This window comes from bacterium (genome assembly GCA_004322275.1).
GTDB lineage: Bacteria > Desulfobacterota > Deferrisomatia > Deferrisomatales > BM512 > SCTA01.
Genome location: SCTA01000002.1, coordinates 1 through 16498, shown reverse-complemented (window position 1 = coordinate 16498; position 16498 = coordinate 1). Strand labels below are relative to the sequence as shown.

The window sequence follows — 16498 nt, the reverse complement described above, 5'->3', positions numbered from 1 at the left end:
TTCGAAATCAGGATTTTCGTCCGCGAGAGTGGCGGAATTGGCAGACGCACTGGACTTAGGATCCAGCGGGCAACCATGGGGGTTCGAGTCCCCCCTCTCGCACCACGATAGCCGCCTTAACGGAAATTACGCGCCACGGCGCATTGATTCGCTTGCACGGCTTTTAATAACCATAAGGAGAACTTCATGAACGCCCAGCTGGAGCAACTTAGCTCCGTAACGAAAAAATTGACCGTCGAAGTCAGCGCAGAGGAATTCCGCAAGGAAGAGACGAACGCCTTCAACAAGCTCAGGAGCCAGGTGGTTCTTCCCGGCTTTCGCAAGGGCAAGGCGCCCGCCTCGGCGGTAAAGCGCGCCTTCGGCGAGAGAGTGCGCGCCGACGCCGTCAACGAGATTATCCACAAGACCTACACCCAAGCCATCGAAGAGACGAAAGCGGAGCCGGTGAACGAGCCCTCCGTCAGCATAGAGAAATTCGACGAGGACGGAGCTCTGGTCTACACCGCGACCATTGAGGTCCGCCCCGAGGTCAAGCCGCAGGGGTACGAGGGGCTTGCGCTGAAAAAAGAAATCCCGAAGGTGGACGAAAAGGCGATCGACGCGCGCATCGAGAGTTTCCGCAGCCAGTGCGCTTCTCTGGAGCCCGCCGAAGAGGGGCACAAGGCCGCCTCCGGGGATATGGTCCAGATCAACTTCTCCGGCAAGATCGACGGCGAGCCCTTCGAGGGCGGCGCCGCCGAGAACTTCCCCCTGATCCTCGGCTCGGGGAGGATGATCCCCGGCTTTGAAGACGGGATTGCCGGCGCGGCGGCGGGCGACGAAATAGCCGTCGACGTTGCCTTTCCCGAGAGCTACCACGCGGCCGCCCTTGCGGGCAAAGCCGCCCGCTTCGACGTGAAGGTGCTGGAGGTCAAGCGCAGAACCCTCCCCGAGGTGAACGACGACTTCGCCAAACAGCTCGGCCTCGAATCGGTCGAGGAAATGCGGCAGAAGCTGGCCGAATCCCTCGGCGTCGAAGACGCAAGCCGCATAGAGCGCGAGTTCAAGAGAAAGCTCATTGACCTTGTCCTCGCCGCGAACGAGTTTGAAGTCCCCCCCTCGGTTGTCGAGAGGCAAAAGGAGCATTCGATAAGCCGCACCCGCGAGGATCTGACCAAGCGCGGCCTCGACCCCGTGGCGATAGGGATCGATTCCCCCGCCTTCGCCGAGGAGGCGAGAAAGCAGGCGGTTCGTACCGTCAGGTGGGTCTACCTCCGGGACGCCATCGCCGAAGCCGAAGGAATCTCCGTGGAGAAGGCGGACATCGACGCGAGAATCGAGGAGATAGCGAAGGCCGACGGGAGGCCCGTGGAGTCGATACAGGCCTTCTTTGAAAAACCCCAGCACATGATGTCGCTTTTCGACACCCTCCTTGAGGAAAAAACCCTCGGCGCGATAATCGCCAAGGCCACGGTCGAAGAGGTTGACGCGGAGACTTTCGCCGCGTGGAGAGGCCAGGAAGATGAGTAACCTTACGCCGTTCGTCGTCGAGGAAACCGGCAGGGGCGAGAGAGTCCACGACATCTGGTCGCGGCTGCTTCGCGACCGCATTATCTTCCTCGGGCTTCCCATAGACGACATCGTCGCCAATTCGATAGTCGCCCAGCTTCTTTTTCTGGAATCCGAAGACCCCGAAGCTGATATATTTCTCTATATCAACTCTCCCGGCGGGGTGGTCACCGGCGGGCTGGCGATCTACGACACGATGCAGTACATAAAGCCCGACGTAGCCACCATCTGCATCGGCCAGGCGGCCTCGATGGGGGCGATGCTCCTCACCGCGGGAGCAAAGGGCAAGAGGTGGTCTCTTCCCCACGCGAGAATCATGATCCACCAGCCCCTCGGAGGGTTCCAGGGGCAGGCGTCGGATATCGAGATTCACGCGAACGAGATTCTGCGCATGAAAAGGGAGCTTAACCACCTCATGGCCCTTCACACCGGACGCGACGTGGAGACCATCGCGAAGGATACCGACCGCGATTTCTTCATGAATGGCGAAGAAGCCGTGAATTATGGTATAATCGACGCAGTGCTTACGAAAAACTTCCGCATGGAAAAATAAAAACCTGACTTGCTTCAAAGTCGTGGTTATTTTTTCAGGCATGGGAATATTCGGAATTGCAGCAGACCCAGGATTGCTACAAACAAGAAACGAGGCGTCTTGAGCACACGAAAAGACAAACCCGGCGAACTCCACTGCTCTTTTTGCGGAAAGAGCCAGAGGCAGGTGACGAAACTCATCGCCGGCCCCTCGGCCTACATCTGCGACGAGTGCATAAACCTTTGCACCGACATTATCGCAGAAGAGAAGGCGGGAGACCTCGGGGAGCGCGACCGGGAGAACGTCCCTACCCCCGCCGAGATTAAAACCTTCCTCGACCAGTACGTAATCGGGCAGGAGTCGGCCAAGAAGGTCCTCTCCGTGGCGGTTTACAACCACTACAAGAGAATTTACGCGCCCGCCATGAAGGACGAGGCCGAGCTCGAAAAGGCCAACATCATCCTCATCGGCCCGACCGGCTCCGGCAAGACCCTGCTGGCGCAGAGCCTCGCGAAATTCCTGAACGTCCCCTTCGCGATGGCCGACGCCACCAGCCTCACCGAGGCGGGCTACGTCGGCGAGGATGTCGAGAACATCATCCTCTCCCTCCTCCAGAACGCCGACCACGACGTGGACCGCGCCTCCAAGGGCATCGTCTACATCGACGAGGTTGACAAGATAGCCAAGAAGAGCGAGGGGCCCTCCATAACCCGCGACGTCTCCGGCGAGGGCGTCCAGCAGGCCCTTTTGAAGATCGTCGAGGGCACGGTGGCCTCCGTGCCCCCCAAGGGCGGCAGAAAGCACCCCCAGCAGGAATACATAAAGGTGGATACAAAGAATATCCTCTTTATCTGCGGCGGAGCCTTCATCGGCCTCGAAGAGGTGATCGAGAGGCGCATCGGCAAGAAATCCATCGGCTTCGGAGCGAAGGTCGAAAGCCGCCGCAAGAAGCGCGAGTCAGGTATACTTTCTCTGGTGCAGTCCGAAGACCTCGTCAGGTACGGGATGATCCCGGAGTTCGTCGGCAGGATGCCGATCCACGCGACCCTCCAGGAGCTCGACGAGGAAGCGCTCACCCGCATACTCTCGGAGCCGAAGAACGCCCTCCTTAAGCAGTACAGAAGGCTCTTCGAGATGGAAGGGGTCAAGCTGGAGTTCACCGAGGGAGCGCGCAAAGCGGTCGCCAGGGAGGCAGTCACGAGAAAGACCGGGGCCAGAGGGCTTCGAGCCATCATGGAAACGGTCATGCTTGACCTCATGTACGACATACCGTCCCAGAACAACGCCCGGGAGATCATCATAAACGAAGATGTGATCCTGAACGGCCAGTCGCCGATAATCCTCTATGAAGAGAAAAAGAACGCTCAGCAGGAAGCCTGAGAGAAAATAACGAGAAGTCAACAATATGGCCATTTCCAGCGAAGTAAAGGGGTTCGTGCTCCCCTTGTTGCCCCTGCGCGACGTAGTCGTATTCCCCCACATGGTTATTCCCCTCTTCGTGGGGCGCGAGAAGTCCATTCTCGCCCTGGAAGAGGCGCTCTCCTCCGGCAGGGACATCATCCTCTCCACCCAGAAGGAAGCGAAGACGAACGAGCCCGTGCCCGAAGAGATAAACAGGGTCGGGACAATCGCGTCCATAGTCCAGCTCCTCAAGCTCCCCGACGGAACCGTGAAGGTTCTCGTCGAGGGCAAAAGGCGCGCCCGCATCGCGGAATACCTCTCCTCTGAACGGTTCATGCTCGTCAGCGTCGCCGAAGTCGCCGAGGGCGCCGGTTCCGGCGTGGAGGCGAGAGCGCTCATGCGCACCGTCATAGAGAGCTTTTCCGAGTACGCGAAGCTAAACCAGAAACTCCCGGCCGAGATCGTCGGCTCGCTAAGCGAGATCGACGATCCCTCGCGCCTCACCGATACCATCGCCGCGAACCTCTCCATCAAGACCGCCGACAAGCAGGAGCTTCTCGAAACCTTCGACCCGGTGGAGCGCCTCCAGAAAATCTACGAGATTTTAAAATCCGAGACGGAGGTCCTGGAGATCGAGCGCCGGATTAAAAGGCGCGTAAAGAAGCAGATGGAGAAGTCCCAGAAAGAGTACTACCTCAACGAGCAGATGAAGGCGATTCAAAAAGAGCTCGGCGAGAGCGACGACAACGCCAACGAGGTCCTGGAGCTGCTCGAAAAGGTCCAGCAGAAGGACATGCCTGAGGAGGTCAGGGTAAAGGCTAAAAAAGAGGTCCAGAAGCTGAAGATGATGTCGCCCATGTCGGCCGAGGCCACCGTGGTGCGCAACTACATCGACTGGATACTCGACCTTCCCTGGAACAATCTCTCGAAGACCGTCGTTCCTATAGCCGAGGCGGAAAAGATACTCGACGAGGACCACTACGGCCTCAAGGAGGTCAAGGAGAGGATAATCGAGCACCTCGCCGTGCTGGAGCTTGTCGGCACCACGAAGGCTCCCATCCTCTGCTTCGTCGGCCCCCCCGGCGTCGGCAAGACGAGCCTCGCCCGCTCCATAGCTCGGGCGACGGGCAGGGAATTCGTCCGCCTCAGCCTCGGCGGAGTGCGCGACGAGGCGCAGATACGCGGCCACCGCAGGACCTACATCGGCTCGATGCCGGGCAAGATACTCCAGAGCCTCAAGAAGGCGGGCACCAACAATCCGGTCTTTCTGCTCGACGAAGTCGACAAGATGAGCGCGGATTTTCGCGGGGATCCGAGTTCGGCGCTGCTGGAGGTCCTCGACCCCGAGCAGAACGACACCTTCAACGATCATTACCTCGACATGGATTACGACCTGAGCCGGGTTCTTTTCATAACGACGGCCAACTACCTGCCGAACATCCCGCCGCCCCTTCGCGACAGGATGGAGCTTATCGAGATTTCCGGCTACACCGAGCAGGAGAAGCGAAGCATCGCCCAGCGCCACCTCATCGGCAAGCAGCTTGCCGGCCACGGCCTGAAACCCGAAGAGGTAGCCTTCACCGAAACTGCCCTTCTGGACATAATCCGCCTCTACACCCGGGAGGCGGGCGTCAGGAGCCTTGAGAGGCGTATCGCCAGGATCTGCCGCAAGATCGCCAAGGACGTGGTGAAGGCCGGAAAATCCTCAAAGAGGACGATCCGCGTAACCCAGCAGCTTGTCAGGAAGCTCCTCGGCGTTCCGAAGTACAAATTCGGCAGGGCGGAGGAGAAGAGCGAGATCGGCTACGCGACGGGTCTTGCCTGGACGGAGACCGGCGGAGAGCTTCTCGGCATAGAGGTCGTCCTCCTGCCGGGAAAAGGCAACCTCACGATTACCGGCAAGCTCGGCGACGTAATGATGGAGTCCGCCAGGGCCGCCGCTTCCTACGTCAGGAGCAGGGCGCACAATCTGGGCCTGGAGCGGGATTTTTACCAGAAGATCGACATCCACATCCACGTGCCGGAAGGAGCCATCCCCAAGGACGGCCCCTCCGCGGGAATCACCATAGCCACCGCCCTCACCTCGGCGCTCACCGGCATACCTGTCCGGAAAAACGTGGCGATGACAGGTGAAATAACCCTCAGGGGCAAGGTCCTGCCCATCGGCGGAATCAAGGAAAAGCTGCTCGCGGCGCACAGGGGCGGGATTACGAAGATCATCCTTCCCGCCGAGAACGAGAAAGATCTCGCCGATCTCGGCCTTCCCCGTTCGATTTTGAGCGCCCTTGAAATAATATTTGTGGAACACATGGACAAAGTGCTCTACACTGCACTCGAAACAGACCACCCCGAGGAAATCCTCGCCAGGCAGCACGATCCGGAGCGCACCGTCGACGAAATGCTCGGCTTCCCGCTGCCGGTTCCCCTTACCAAGGGCGAGGGGGCCGGAGTTCACGAGATGCAGTAAAAACTGCCTTGACACTGGTCCTCGACAGTTGATATAAACCGGCGCCTACATGGCCAACATTAAGGAGGGATAACCGTGACGAAGGCTGAACTCATCAATGCAATGGCTGAAAAAACCGATGTTTCCAAGGCTGCGGCAAAGCGGTTTCTGGACTCATTCACCGAGACTGTCACGGACACCCTGAAGGGTGGCGACAAGGTAGCCCTTGTCGGCTTCGGGACTTTCAGCGTCAGCGAACGCAAGGCCCGCAAGGGCAGAAATCCCCAGACCGGCAAAGAGATGGTCATCAAGGGAACCAAGGCCCCGAAGTTCAAGGCCGGAAAAGCCCTCAAGGACAAGGTAGCCTAAGGCTCCCGAAAAAGCCCCCGGTTACAAAGGGAGGCGCAAAGCGCTCTTCCGGGTTTGGGCAATCCATTTTATGCGAAGAGGTTTGCCGGCGCGGTTTTTAGTTCCCGGCGGCGGGCACGCGACATAAAAAACGGGGTTCGCAGCAGTTTTTAAAAATTCACAGGCTGCAAAAAACGTCGCGAGAATCCCGGTTTTGAGGAGCCGCGCAGCGAGGGAGCGAGGCAGTAGCAGCGCTACGGCGAGCTTCCGAGTGAGCACGCGACATAAAAAACGGGGTTCGCAGCAGTTTTTAAATTCACAGGCGGATAGCTCAGTTGGAAGAGCGCTGGCCTTACAAGCCGGAGGTCGCAGGTTCGAGACCTGTTCCGCCTACCAAAATTCAGTATGCCGATTCGCGGGGGCGTAGTTCAGTTGGTTAGAACGCCGGCCTGTCACGTCGGAGGTCGCGAGTTCAAGTCTCGTCGCTCCCGCCAAAATCGCAGAAGGGGGCTACCGTGTCCTGCACGGTAGCCTTCTTCTTTCTTAAATTTTCTGATACGCGGGGGCGTAGTTCAGTTGGTTAGAACGCCGGCCTGTCACGTCGGAGGTCGCGAGTTCAAGTCTCGTCGCTCCCGCCAGATTTGCGCAAGGCCGCCGTCGAGGCGGCCTTTTTCACTTTTTCATTCCCGCCGTTCCTTGACTTGGCGACAGTTAGAAACTAACATTCGGCGAAACATGATTTCCAGGGTTGCCTGAGGACGGAACACCCAGTTCCGCCCGAGGTTATTGATGATACTAAAAAGAGTCTTGCCGGGCGCGCTCGTGCTTTTTCTGGCGCTCCTCGTTCCGGCCCTGTCCAGGGCCAAAGTCTACATCGACATCAACGCCGCCAGCATAAAGCGCGTTCCCGTCGCCGTTCCCGTTTTGAAAACATCAGCAAATTTCCGGCCCGGCCGGGGAACCGAAGAGCCCCAGGCGGTCATCGCCGAAACTCTCAGAAGAGATCTCGACTTCGTCGGCGTCTTCGAGGTCCTCGATCCGAAAAAATACCTCGAAGACCCCCAGACGGCGGAGATGGTCCCCACGACGGAGTCCTTTTCAGGCTGGTACGTCTCGGGCGCGGAACTGCTGGTGAAGGGGCAGGTCGATCAGGAGGGGGAAGAGCTTGTCGTCGATCTTTTCGCCTACGACGTCTTCCGCAGGGAATTTCTCTTCGGAAAGCGGTACAGGGGCGGCAGGGATACCGCAGGCAACATGGCCCACATGTTCGCCAACGCCATGCTCGAAAAATTCACCGGCAAGACGGGCCCTTTCGGCAGCGAGATCGCCTACGTGGCGCAAAAGGGCGGCGCCAAGGAGATCGTGCGGTCCAGGCTCAACGAGTCCGGCCCGCCGGTCCCGGTGACGAACAACGGCTCGCTTAACCTCCACCCCGTCTGGTCGCGAAACAACCGCTCCATCTACCTCTCCTCCTACTTCGGCGGCGTCCCGGACCTTTGCAGGGTCAACCTCGGCGAGGGGGTTCTCCGCTACGTCTACAAGGGGGAGGGTCTTGACATGCCCGGCGAGGAATCTCCCGACGGCAGGACGCTCAGCTTCGCCTCCTCCTCCGGGGGCAACACCGACATTTACACGCTTGACCTGCGCACAAGGAACGTTACCCGCCTCACCTCCGGCAACTCCATAAACGTCTCTCCGACCTGGTCGCCGGACGGGAAGAGAATCTCCTTCGTCTCCGACCGCAAGGGCAGCCCCAACATCTTCGTGATGGACGCGGGCGGCTCGGAGGAACCTAAAAGAATCACCTTCTCCGGAGCCCACAACGGCGATCCCGCCTGGTCTCCGGACGGCGAAAAAATTGCGTTTTCGGGTATGGACGAGAAGGGGGTATTTCAGGTATTTATAACCGATCCCGAAGGGGGGAAAATTTCTCAAGCGACTTTCGGATCGTATGATACACTGGAACCGAGTTGGTCTCCCGACGGACGGTTTTTAGCCGTCACTTCCCGGAAGGACGGCGAAGAAGGTGTTTACGTTCTGCGGGTGGGCAGCAGCGCCATGCGCCGGGTTTCTCCCGTTGGCGTAAAGGCGAGCCAGCCTTCGTGGTCCTACGGCGACCCGGCAAAAAATTAGATACGCCTCAGTGAAAAAGGAGGAGTTTTTCAGCATGACTTTCAAAAAACTGTTTAAAGGACTGATTCTGTCCGCTGCCGTACTGGGGCTCCTCTCGGCGTGCGCAGGCAGCCAGCAGGCGGTGTCGGAACAGCAGAAGGGCGCCGAGGTGAAAAAAGAGGCTCCGGCGCAGCCCGGCCAGGAAAAACCCAAGCCCACTGAGGCCGAAATAGCAGCCCAGCGCGAAGCGGCCGTCCAGAAGGCGGCTCAGGAGGAAGCACAGAGGGTGGCCAAACTGGCCGCCGCGGGGCTCGGCCCCGACGGCAAGCCTCTGAAGGGCGAGACCGAGCCTCCCGTCGTGCCCCCGAAAACCTCGGCGGGGACCGCCGACGAGGGGAATTTGAAGCGCGTCCACTTCGAGTTCGACAAGTTCAACATAACCCCCGAAGCGGCCGACATCCTCAAGAAAAACCGCGACTACCTGATGAGCCGTCCGAACGTAAGGATTCTCATCGAGGGCCACTGCGACGAGCGCGGCACCGTCGATTACAACCTCGCGCTTGGCGAAAGGCGCGCCAACGCGGTACGCCGCTTCCTTGAGGATCTTCGCATCGATTCCAGGCGCATGGACATAATCAGCTACGGCGAAGAGCGCCCCCTCGATCCGGCCGCCAACGAAGACGCCTGGGCTAAAAACCGCAGGGCGGATTTCAGAGAGCTTTAAAAGACGAAATGAGAACCCGGATAGAGACTCTCAGGAGGACCGCCGTCGCAACCCTGGCCGCAGGCTCGCTCTTTATAGGCGGCTGCGTAACCATGGACCCGCAGATGACCCCGGACGAGCGCACCGACATGGTTTCAAAGCTCCAGGAAGAGGTGCAGCTCCTCAAGCGCGCGATGGACGAGCACAACGCCCGGCAATCCAAGGAGATATCCCTCTCCGAGAGGGTCGCGCAGATAGGCGCGAAGGCCGATCAGCTCGAACAGGAAATAAAGGCGCTGAAAGGCAAGATCGAGGAGGATGAAGTCAAGCGCCGTCAGGCCGCCGAAGCGCAGCAGACCGGCGGAGTGGACGGAATAAAGACCCAGATAGCCGATCTGGCGACGAGAATCGAATCCCTTTCCACCCAGATGGCTCCCAGAGGTCAGGCAAAACCGCAGCCCGCCGACTCGAAGAACGACCAGAAAGCCAGGGAAGCCGCTACTTCGGCCGCCGCGCCCGCGCCCGCGCCCGATCAGGCGCAAAAGAGCGCCGAAGACACCAAGAAGCTTTACGATACCGGCTACAACCTTTACCGCCAGGGCAAATACCCGGAGGCGCGGCAGGCTTTCGAGGATTACCTCAAGGGTTTCCCCGATACCCCGCTCTCCGACAACGCCTGGTTCTGGATAGGCGAGGCCTTCTACAACGAAGGCCAGTACGAGAAGGCGATACTCACCTACGACAAGATCGTGCGCGAGTTCCAGAAGGGCGACAAGATACCCAGCGCCCTTTTGAAGCAGGCTTTCGCCTTCGACGCCCTCGGCGACCAGCTCGACGCGAAGATACTCCTCAAAAAACTCATCAAGGAGCATCCCGATTCCGAGCAGGCCGCGGTGGCAAGGCGCAAACTCGAGGTTCTCGGCGAGTAGCCTTTACCTTACAGCCACTCAAAGAGGCGCGGCCCCGCTGGCCGCGCTTTTTAATTTTGCAACGGACATCTCTCTTCATTCTAATTTATAAAAACCTTACGGGAGCTATGCGCTGAAAAGGTTCCTGACGAGACGCAACGCCAAAATAGCTGCGGCGCTGGCTCTGGTGCTGGCTTTGGCCGCCGGAATTTTTATATACGTGGTTCTGAAGGAACTTCCGGACGTCAATTCCCTCCGCGATTACAGGCCGCCGAGAACATCCACCGTCTGGAGCAGGGACGGCGCTCTCATGGCGGAGCTTTACAATGAAAACCGCTATCCCATCGATCCCCGCTCGCTCCCGGCATACACCCGCATGGCCTTTATCGCCGCCGAGGACGACCGATTCTTCGAGCACGGGGGCCTGGATTTTCTGGGGATACTCCGCGCCGCCTTCGCCAATTTCAGGGAAGGGCGAGTAGTTCAGGGCGGCTCCACCATCACCCAGCAGGTCGCCAAATCCCTCCTCCTTTCGCCCGAAAGGAGCCTGAGGAGGAAGGTGCGCGAAGCCGTCCTCGCCATCCGCATCGAGAAAAACCTCACCAAGGAAGAGATACTCAACCTCTACCTGAACCAGATTTACCTCGGCCACGGCGCTTACGGAATCGAGGCCGCGGCGAGAAATTACTTCGGCGTCTCCGCTTCGAGCCTGACCATCCCGCAGGCGGCTCTAATCGCCGGTCTCCCGCAGGCCCCCAGCCGCTACGATCCCTACAAGAACCCGGAGCAGGCGCTCGATCGCAGGGCTTACGTCATCCGGCAGATGGAGAAAAACGGCTGGATAACCGCTAAAGAAGCGGAAGAGGCGGTTAAGACCCCCCTCAAGCTCTACGGTTTCCGCAACCTCTTCAAGTCGATAGCTCCCTATTACTCGGAGGAGGTGCGGCGGTCTCTCGACGCCAAACTGGGCACCAAGAAGCTGCTCGAAGGTGGCCTGAAGATAACCACCTCGATGGATTCGCGCCTCCAGAGAGCAGCCGAGGAAGCTCTGCGCTCCGGGTTGGAGGAGATATCCATGCGGGCGGGGTACAGGGGCGCACTCGGCAAAGTCACCGACGCCGCCGGAGAGGCCGAGTTCATCGAGGGCGACGCCCCGGTTAACGGCACGAGGGCGAAGGCGCTCGTAAAAAGCGTAAACACCTCCGGCATAACGGTTATGAAGAGCGGAAAGATATACTTCCTTCCGGCGGAAGAGATGGAGTGGGCGCTTTCCACCGTCTACGCGAATCCCAGAGCGAGATTCCGGGTGGGCGACATGGTCTACTGCAAATTCATCCAGAAGGATTCCGGCGAGTTGAAAGCCTACCTCATTCAGGAGCCCAAGGTCGAGGGCGCGCTCATCTGCCTGAAGGCCGACACGGGAGAGGTGCTCGCCGACGTGGGGGGTTACGACTTTTCCAAAAGCCAGTTCAACCGCACGACGCAGGCGCAAAGGCAGGTCGGCTCGGCGATAAAACCCCTCATCTACGCCTACGCCGTGACCAAGGGCTACACTCCGGCGACGCAGATTTACGACTCCCCCATAGTCTTCGACACCGCCGACATCGACAAAAAGTGGAAGCCGAAAAACTACGGAGAAAAGTTCTACGGCGCGACCACCATGATGGAGGCGCTCGTCAAATCAAGAAACGTCGTCACCGTGAAGATGCTCCAGGACATCGGGGCCCCGGGCGCGGTGGATTTCCTCCACAATCTCGGGATGGAATCCAGAATCGAGCCGAACCTTTCCCTCGCGCTGGGCTCCCCCACCGTGACCGTGGCCGAAATGGCCTCCGTCTACGAGGTTTTCGCCACCGGAGGGTACCGCAGGCCTCCGCTCTTCATAAAGCGCGTTCAGGAAGCGGACTCGACGGTCATCATGGAGCAGCACCCCGAGCAAAGTCCCCCCAGGCGGCTCGACCCAGCCGTGGCCTGCGTCGTCAACCAGATGATGCAGGAGGTTATCCGCAGCGGCACCGGCGGGCGGGCGCAGGGACTCCCTGTGCCCTCGGCGGGCAAGACCGGCACGACAAACGAAAATCGCGACGCATGGTTCATCGGGGTCACCCCCGACCTCGTCACCGCGGTATGGATAGGCTACGACGACAGCCAGCCCCTGGAAGACTCGGAGACAGGCGGGCGGGCGGCGGCCCCGATATGGAAGGCCTTCATGGAAAAGGCTGTATGGTACTACTCGAAGACCGGGGATTTCCCCGTTCCCTCCGGCATAGAGTTCGCCCGCTTCGATTCGATAACCGGCAAGCTACCCAACTCCCGCACCCAGCAGGCCTACTACACCGCCTTTATCGAGGGGACCGCTCCCGTCGACCCCCGGCCCTCCGGCAAATCGAGAAAGAAGCGCGAGGAAAGCGACTCCTCGGTGGATTTTCAAGACCCCGGCGCGCTGGAGATGCTCCGATGAGCGGCCCCGCCCTTCTCGACAGCTTCTCGCGGCGCATAAACTACCTGCGCATCTCGGTCACCGACAGGTGTAACCTGCGCTGCCGCTACTGCATGCCCGCCGAGGGAGTAAAGCTTCTCGGCCACGGCGAAGTCCTCACCTACGAGGAACTGCTGCGGGTGGCGAGAATAGCCCTCGAAACGGGTATTTCCAAGATACGGATAACCGGCGGGGAACCGCTCGTCAGGCGCGGCATCTGCGATTTCCTGCGCCAGCTGTCCTCGCTCGGGGGGCTTAAGGACCTCGCCCTCACCACCAACGGCACACTCCTCTCCGAAATGGCGGAGGATCTCCGCGCGGCGGGTCTTCGGCGCATAAACGTCAGCCTCGACACCCTGAAGCCGGAGACCTTCGCCGAGATTACGAGGGTGGACGCGCTCCAGAAGGTTCTCGACGGCATCGCGGCGGCGAAAAGGGCGGGGCTGGACCCGGTGAAGGTCAACGTCGTGGTGATGAGGGGCGTAAACGATGGCGAGATACCTGATTTCGTGAATTTCGCGAGCGACAACGACCTTGAGGTGCGCTTTATCGAGTTCATGCCAAGCCGCGACGACACCTGGGAGAAATCGGCCCTCGTGCCCGCCGAGGAGATACTGGGGATAATCTCCTCCCGTTTCGAGCTGACCCCGGTCGAAAGGGAGGTCTCGGCGGGGCCGTGCAGGGTTTTTCGGCTTCCGAAGGCGGGCAGGATAGGGGTCATAAGCCCGATGAGCGATCACTTCTGCGGGGAGTGCAACCGCGTGCGCCTCACCGCCGACGGAAAGCTCAGGGGGTGCCTCTTCAGTTCCCGCGAACTGGACCTGAAGACGATACTCCGCGACCCAGCCCAGAGCGACGAGGCGGTGAAAAAAGCCCTGCTCGACACCATCATGGGCAAGCCGGAGGGCCACAAACTCGAAGAGCGGTCGGATGCGGGGGAGAAGTGTGGACTATCCATGAACCGCGTCGGCGGCTGAAATTTCCTTGAAAAACTGCTGTGCGCGCCGTCTGCGGCGTCGCGTGCTCACTCGAAAGCTCGCCTAACAATTTGTTATGTCTCGCTTCTCGCTGCGCGTCTCCTTGCATACGACGCTGCTCGCAACGTTTTTCAAGGAAATTTTGGGCGACAATTACTTTTGATTTCTACTTTCCCGATTTGGACTCCTGGCCCTTCGCCGAAATAGTTTGCCGGGATGTACCCTATTAAGTTTAAATGCGAAAAATTCAGGTTTTGTTTGAAGGGTCCACTTCCGCCCTGGCCAGAGCCGCTACGCAGACTTCACTTGCACCCGCCTTGCGCAGGGCGAGAGTGCAGGCCTTGACGGTGGAGAGCGAGGTCAGCACGTCGTCCACCAGCAGAACCCTTCCCGCCAGTTTCTCTCTCGCCCTGTAGAGCCCCCTTACCGCAACCCTGCGCTGCGCCAGCCCGAGTCCGGCCATCTTTTCCCCGGCCCTCGTCTTCTCAAGCGCCCGAAGCCGAAGCTCCACCTTCCAGCGCGAAGCCACCCTTTTGGCCAGCATCGCGGGCAGGGAAAATCCCCGCTCGGCCAGGGCGCTTCCGTGGCAGGGGACCGGGACGACCGCGTCGAACCCCTCCCCCTGACCCCACTGCCCTTCGCACGCCTCCAGAAACAGCTCTCCGAGAACCCCCCTCACCACGAGTTCCCTCCTGTATTTGACCGCGTGTATCGCCTCCCTCAGAGTTCCGCCGAAGGCCCCCCACGCGACGGCCATGGCGAAGGGCGGTGCTTTCTTTTGACAGGAGGGGCAGGGGTGGGGCGCTCCCTCCCCGGCGTAGGGGAGAGAGCAGACGGGGCACCTAAAAACCGGAAGAGGATGCAGGGCTTCGAGGCAGGAGGCGCAAAGGTGGCGGGAAGCGGCGGCGATTTCGCCTCCGCAGAGGGCGCAGCTCTCCGGAAAAAACAACTCCGCCAGACCGCTTAAAATACCCCCCATCTTCCCCTCTTGGAACTACTTTGCTAAAAGGCTTCTCCCCGTCATCTCAGGGGGAATTTCGACTCCCATCAGAGCGAGCAGCGTCGGCGCAACGTCGGCCAGAATGCCGTCCGCTCGCAGCTTCTCCCCCCTGAGGTCGTCGTCCATCAGTATCAACGGCACCCTGTTGGTGGTGTGGGCTGTCATGGGCTGGCCGGAGGCCGCGTCCCACATCTCCTCGGCGTTGCCGTGGTCGGCGGTGATTATCGCACAGTAGCCGTTCCTGCAAAGCGCCGCCGCAAGCTCGCCCACGCAGGAATCCACCGCCTTCACCGCCTCTTTGGCGGCCTCCATTATCCCGGTGTGGCCCACCATGTCCAGATTGGCGAAGTTCACGACTATATTGTCGAATTTTTTCGATTCTATCTCCTGAAGCAGCCTGTCCCTGACCGCGAAGGCGCTCATCTGGGGCTTTTGGTCGTAGGTGGCTACCTCGCGGGGGCTCGGTATAAGTATCCGCTCCTCGCCGGGCCAGGATTTCTCCACGCCGCCGTTGAAAAAGAAGGTGACGTGGGCGTATTTTTCCGTCTCCGCTATCCGCAGCTGGGTCTTGCCCGCGTCCGAAAGGACCTCGGCGAGGATGTTTCGCAGGGTCTGCTGCGGGAAGGCGATGGGGGTCGTGAAGGTCTCGTCGTACTCGGTCATCGTGACGTAGCTTGAGAGGCGAGGCCGGTCCGAAACGTCGAAGTGGGAGAACCCCTCCTCCGTGAAGACCCGGGTGAGCTGCCGGGCGCGGTCGGAGCGGAAGTTAAAGAAGACCACAGAATCGCCGTCTTCGATCTTCCCCGCCGGACTGCCCGCCTCGGCAACAACCACGGTGGGAAGGATGAACTCGTCCACCTGCCCCGCCTCGTAAGAGGCTTTAACCGCTTCGGCGGCGCTTCCCGCCCTCTCGCCCTCGCCCCTCACCAGAGCCCTGTAAGCCTTTTCCACCCTCTCCCAGCGGTTGTCGCGGTCCATCGCGTAGAATCTGCCGGAGACCGTGGCAATCCTGCCCGCGCCGATCTCTTTCAGGGCTGCTTCGAGCTTTTCCACGTACCCGAGCCCCGACCGGGGGGGAGTGTCGCGGCCGTCCATGAAGGCGTGGACGAAGATATTCTTCACCCCGCAAAGTTTTGCCATGCGGACGAGGGCGTAGAGGTGCTCCTGATGGCTGTGGACGCCGCCGTCGGACAAAAGCCCCATCAGGTGGAGCGCCTTGCCCCCCCTCGCCGCCGCGTCGCACGCCTCGCGAAGGACCCTGTTCTCCTTTATCGAGCCGTCCTTGACCGCCAGGTTGATCCTCGTCAGGTCCTGATAGACTATCCGCCCCGCGCCCAGATTGAGGTGGCCGACCTCGGAGTTCCCCATCTGCCCCTCCGGCAGCCCGACGGCGAGGCCGGAGGCCGCCAGGGTGGCGCAGGGGTACTCCCGGCACAATTTATCGAGGTTCGGCGTCCCCGCCTCGGCAATAGCGTTGTTCTCCCTCTCGGGGCGGTATCCCCAGCCGTCGAGGATGATAAGGGCGGTCTTTCGCATTTCGATCTCCGAAATAGTGTACACAAACTACCTTCGAGTACATGAGCAACAATTATCTTGCTCATGTGCGAGCCTTCTTTTCGTTCCCCACGCTCTCCGGTGCCCAGCAGTGAGAGATCGTGGGGGTCTTTTACATCTTGTGGGGCTCTGCCCCACTCCCCCTGGTACTTCTTTTAGAAAGAAGTACCCAAGAAATCGGCCCGGAAGGGTACGAAGTGAAGGCTCGTCCAAAAACGAGATAACAAAATGTTTTTGGACTCGAAGGAAGATTTTTATAGCTGTCGAAAAAATACCTTCGAGAACAAAAGCTCAAAAAGATTTCGCTTTTGTTCGAGCCTTCTTTTCGTTTCCCCACGCCCTCCGGCGCCAGCGAGTGAGAGAGCGAGGATGTTCCGAGCTCATTCTGAGCCGCAGCGAATATGAGCTCGCCGAGCGACGAACGAGCGAGCTTTGGGCACAAAGGGAGCGCGACTTTTCTTTCCCCCATTTCTTTTGGTCGCTCAAAAGA

Annotated in this window: 12 protein-coding genes and 4 tRNA genes; 14 read left to right on the top strand and 2 right to left on the bottom strand. The window is 59.8% G+C overall.

The window, feature by feature from the left end:
* The first annotated feature begins 22 nt into the window (after positions 1 to 22).
* The 14 genes from EPN96_00485 to moaA all read left to right on the top strand — a co-directional run bounded on the left by EPN96_00485 (position 23) and on the right by moaA (position 13454).
* Positions 23 to 105 (top strand) — tRNA-Leu (locus EPN96_00485).
* 81 nt (positions 106 to 186) lie between these two features.
* Positions 187 to 1509: a trigger factor gene (gene tig / locus EPN96_00480; GenBank protein ID TAL18729.1), complete on the top strand. Its 1323-nt coding sequence runs from the start codon at positions 187 to 189 to the stop codon at positions 1507 to 1509.
* Positions 1502 to 2101 carry an ATP-dependent Clp endopeptidase proteolytic subunit ClpP gene (clpP, locus tag EPN96_00475; GenBank protein ID TAL18728.1) on the top strand — a complete coding sequence of 200 codons (600 nt, stop codon included), beginning with the start codon at positions 1502 to 1504 and terminating at the stop codon, positions 2099 to 2101. Before tig ends, clpP begins: the two co-directional genes overlap by 8 nt.
* A 99-nt stretch (positions 2102 to 2200) precedes the next feature.
* Complete coding sequence (gene clpX / locus EPN96_00470; protein ID TAL18727.1) at positions 2201 to 3460, top strand: ATP-dependent Clp protease ATP-binding subunit ClpX; 1260 nt, start codon at positions 2201 to 2203, stop codon at positions 3458 to 3460.
* Positions 3461 to 3485: 25 nt separating this feature from the next.
* A complete protein-coding gene (locus tag EPN96_00465) occupies positions 3486 to 5948 on the top strand; it encodes an endopeptidase La (GenBank protein ID TAL18726.1) in 2463 nt (820 codons plus the stop codon).
* A gap of 75 nt (positions 5949 to 6023) precedes the next feature.
* Entirely contained in the window at positions 6024 to 6296 is a 273-nt protein-coding gene (locus EPN96_00460) for an HU family DNA-binding protein (GenBank protein TAL18725.1), read from the top strand.
* Between the two features lie 299 nt (positions 6297 to 6595).
* Positions 6596 to 6671, top strand: a tRNA-Val gene (locus EPN96_00455).
* A gap of 21 nt (positions 6672 to 6692) precedes the next feature.
* A tRNA-Asp gene (locus EPN96_00450) sits at positions 6693 to 6769 on the top strand.
* A gap of 67 nt (positions 6770 to 6836) precedes the next feature.
* Positions 6837 to 6913, top strand: a tRNA-Asp gene (locus EPN96_00445).
* Positions 6914 to 7064: 151 nt separating this feature from the next.
* Positions 7065 to 8408, top strand: coding sequence for a hypothetical protein (locus EPN96_00440; protein ID TAL18724.1), 1344 nt, complete (start codon positions 7065 to 7067; stop codon positions 8406 to 8408).
* A 34-nt stretch (positions 8409 to 8442) separates the two neighbouring features.
* The gene (pal, locus tag EPN96_00435; GenBank protein TAL18723.1) at positions 8443 to 9111 is read left to right on the top strand and encodes a peptidoglycan-associated lipoprotein Pal; all 669 of its coding nucleotides are present in this window, start codon (positions 8443 to 8445) and stop codon (positions 9109 to 9111) included.
* 8 nt (positions 9112 to 9119) lie between these two features.
* On the top strand, positions 9120 to 10019 hold the full coding sequence (ybgF, locus tag EPN96_00430) for a tol-pal system protein YbgF (protein ID TAL18722.1): 900 nt from the start codon (positions 9120 to 9122) through the stop codon (positions 10017 to 10019).
* Between the two features lie 166 nt (positions 10020 to 10185).
* Entirely contained in the window at positions 10186 to 12459 is a 2274-nt protein-coding gene (locus tag EPN96_00425; protein TAL18721.1) for a PBP1A family penicillin-binding protein, read from the top strand.
* Positions 12456 to 13454 carry a GTP 3',8-cyclase MoaA gene (gene moaA / locus EPN96_00420; protein TAL18720.1) on the top strand — a complete coding sequence of 333 codons (999 nt, stop codon included), beginning with the start codon at positions 12456 to 12458 and terminating at the stop codon, positions 13452 to 13454. Before EPN96_00425 ends, moaA begins: the two co-directional genes overlap by 4 nt.
* Before the next feature lie 247 nt (positions 13455 to 13701).
* On the opposite strand, the gene EPN96_00415 is transcribed toward moaA, so the two are convergent.
* Entirely contained in the window at positions 13702 to 14433 is a 732-nt protein-coding gene (locus EPN96_00415) for a ComF family protein (protein TAL18719.1), read from the bottom strand.
* Between the two features lie 15 nt (positions 14434 to 14448).
* Positions 14449 to 15990, bottom strand: coding sequence for a 2,3-bisphosphoglycerate-independent phosphoglycerate mutase (locus EPN96_00410; protein ID TAL18718.1), 1542 nt, complete (start codon positions 15988 to 15990; stop codon positions 14449 to 14451).
* Positions 15991 to 16498: the final 508 nt, after the last annotated feature.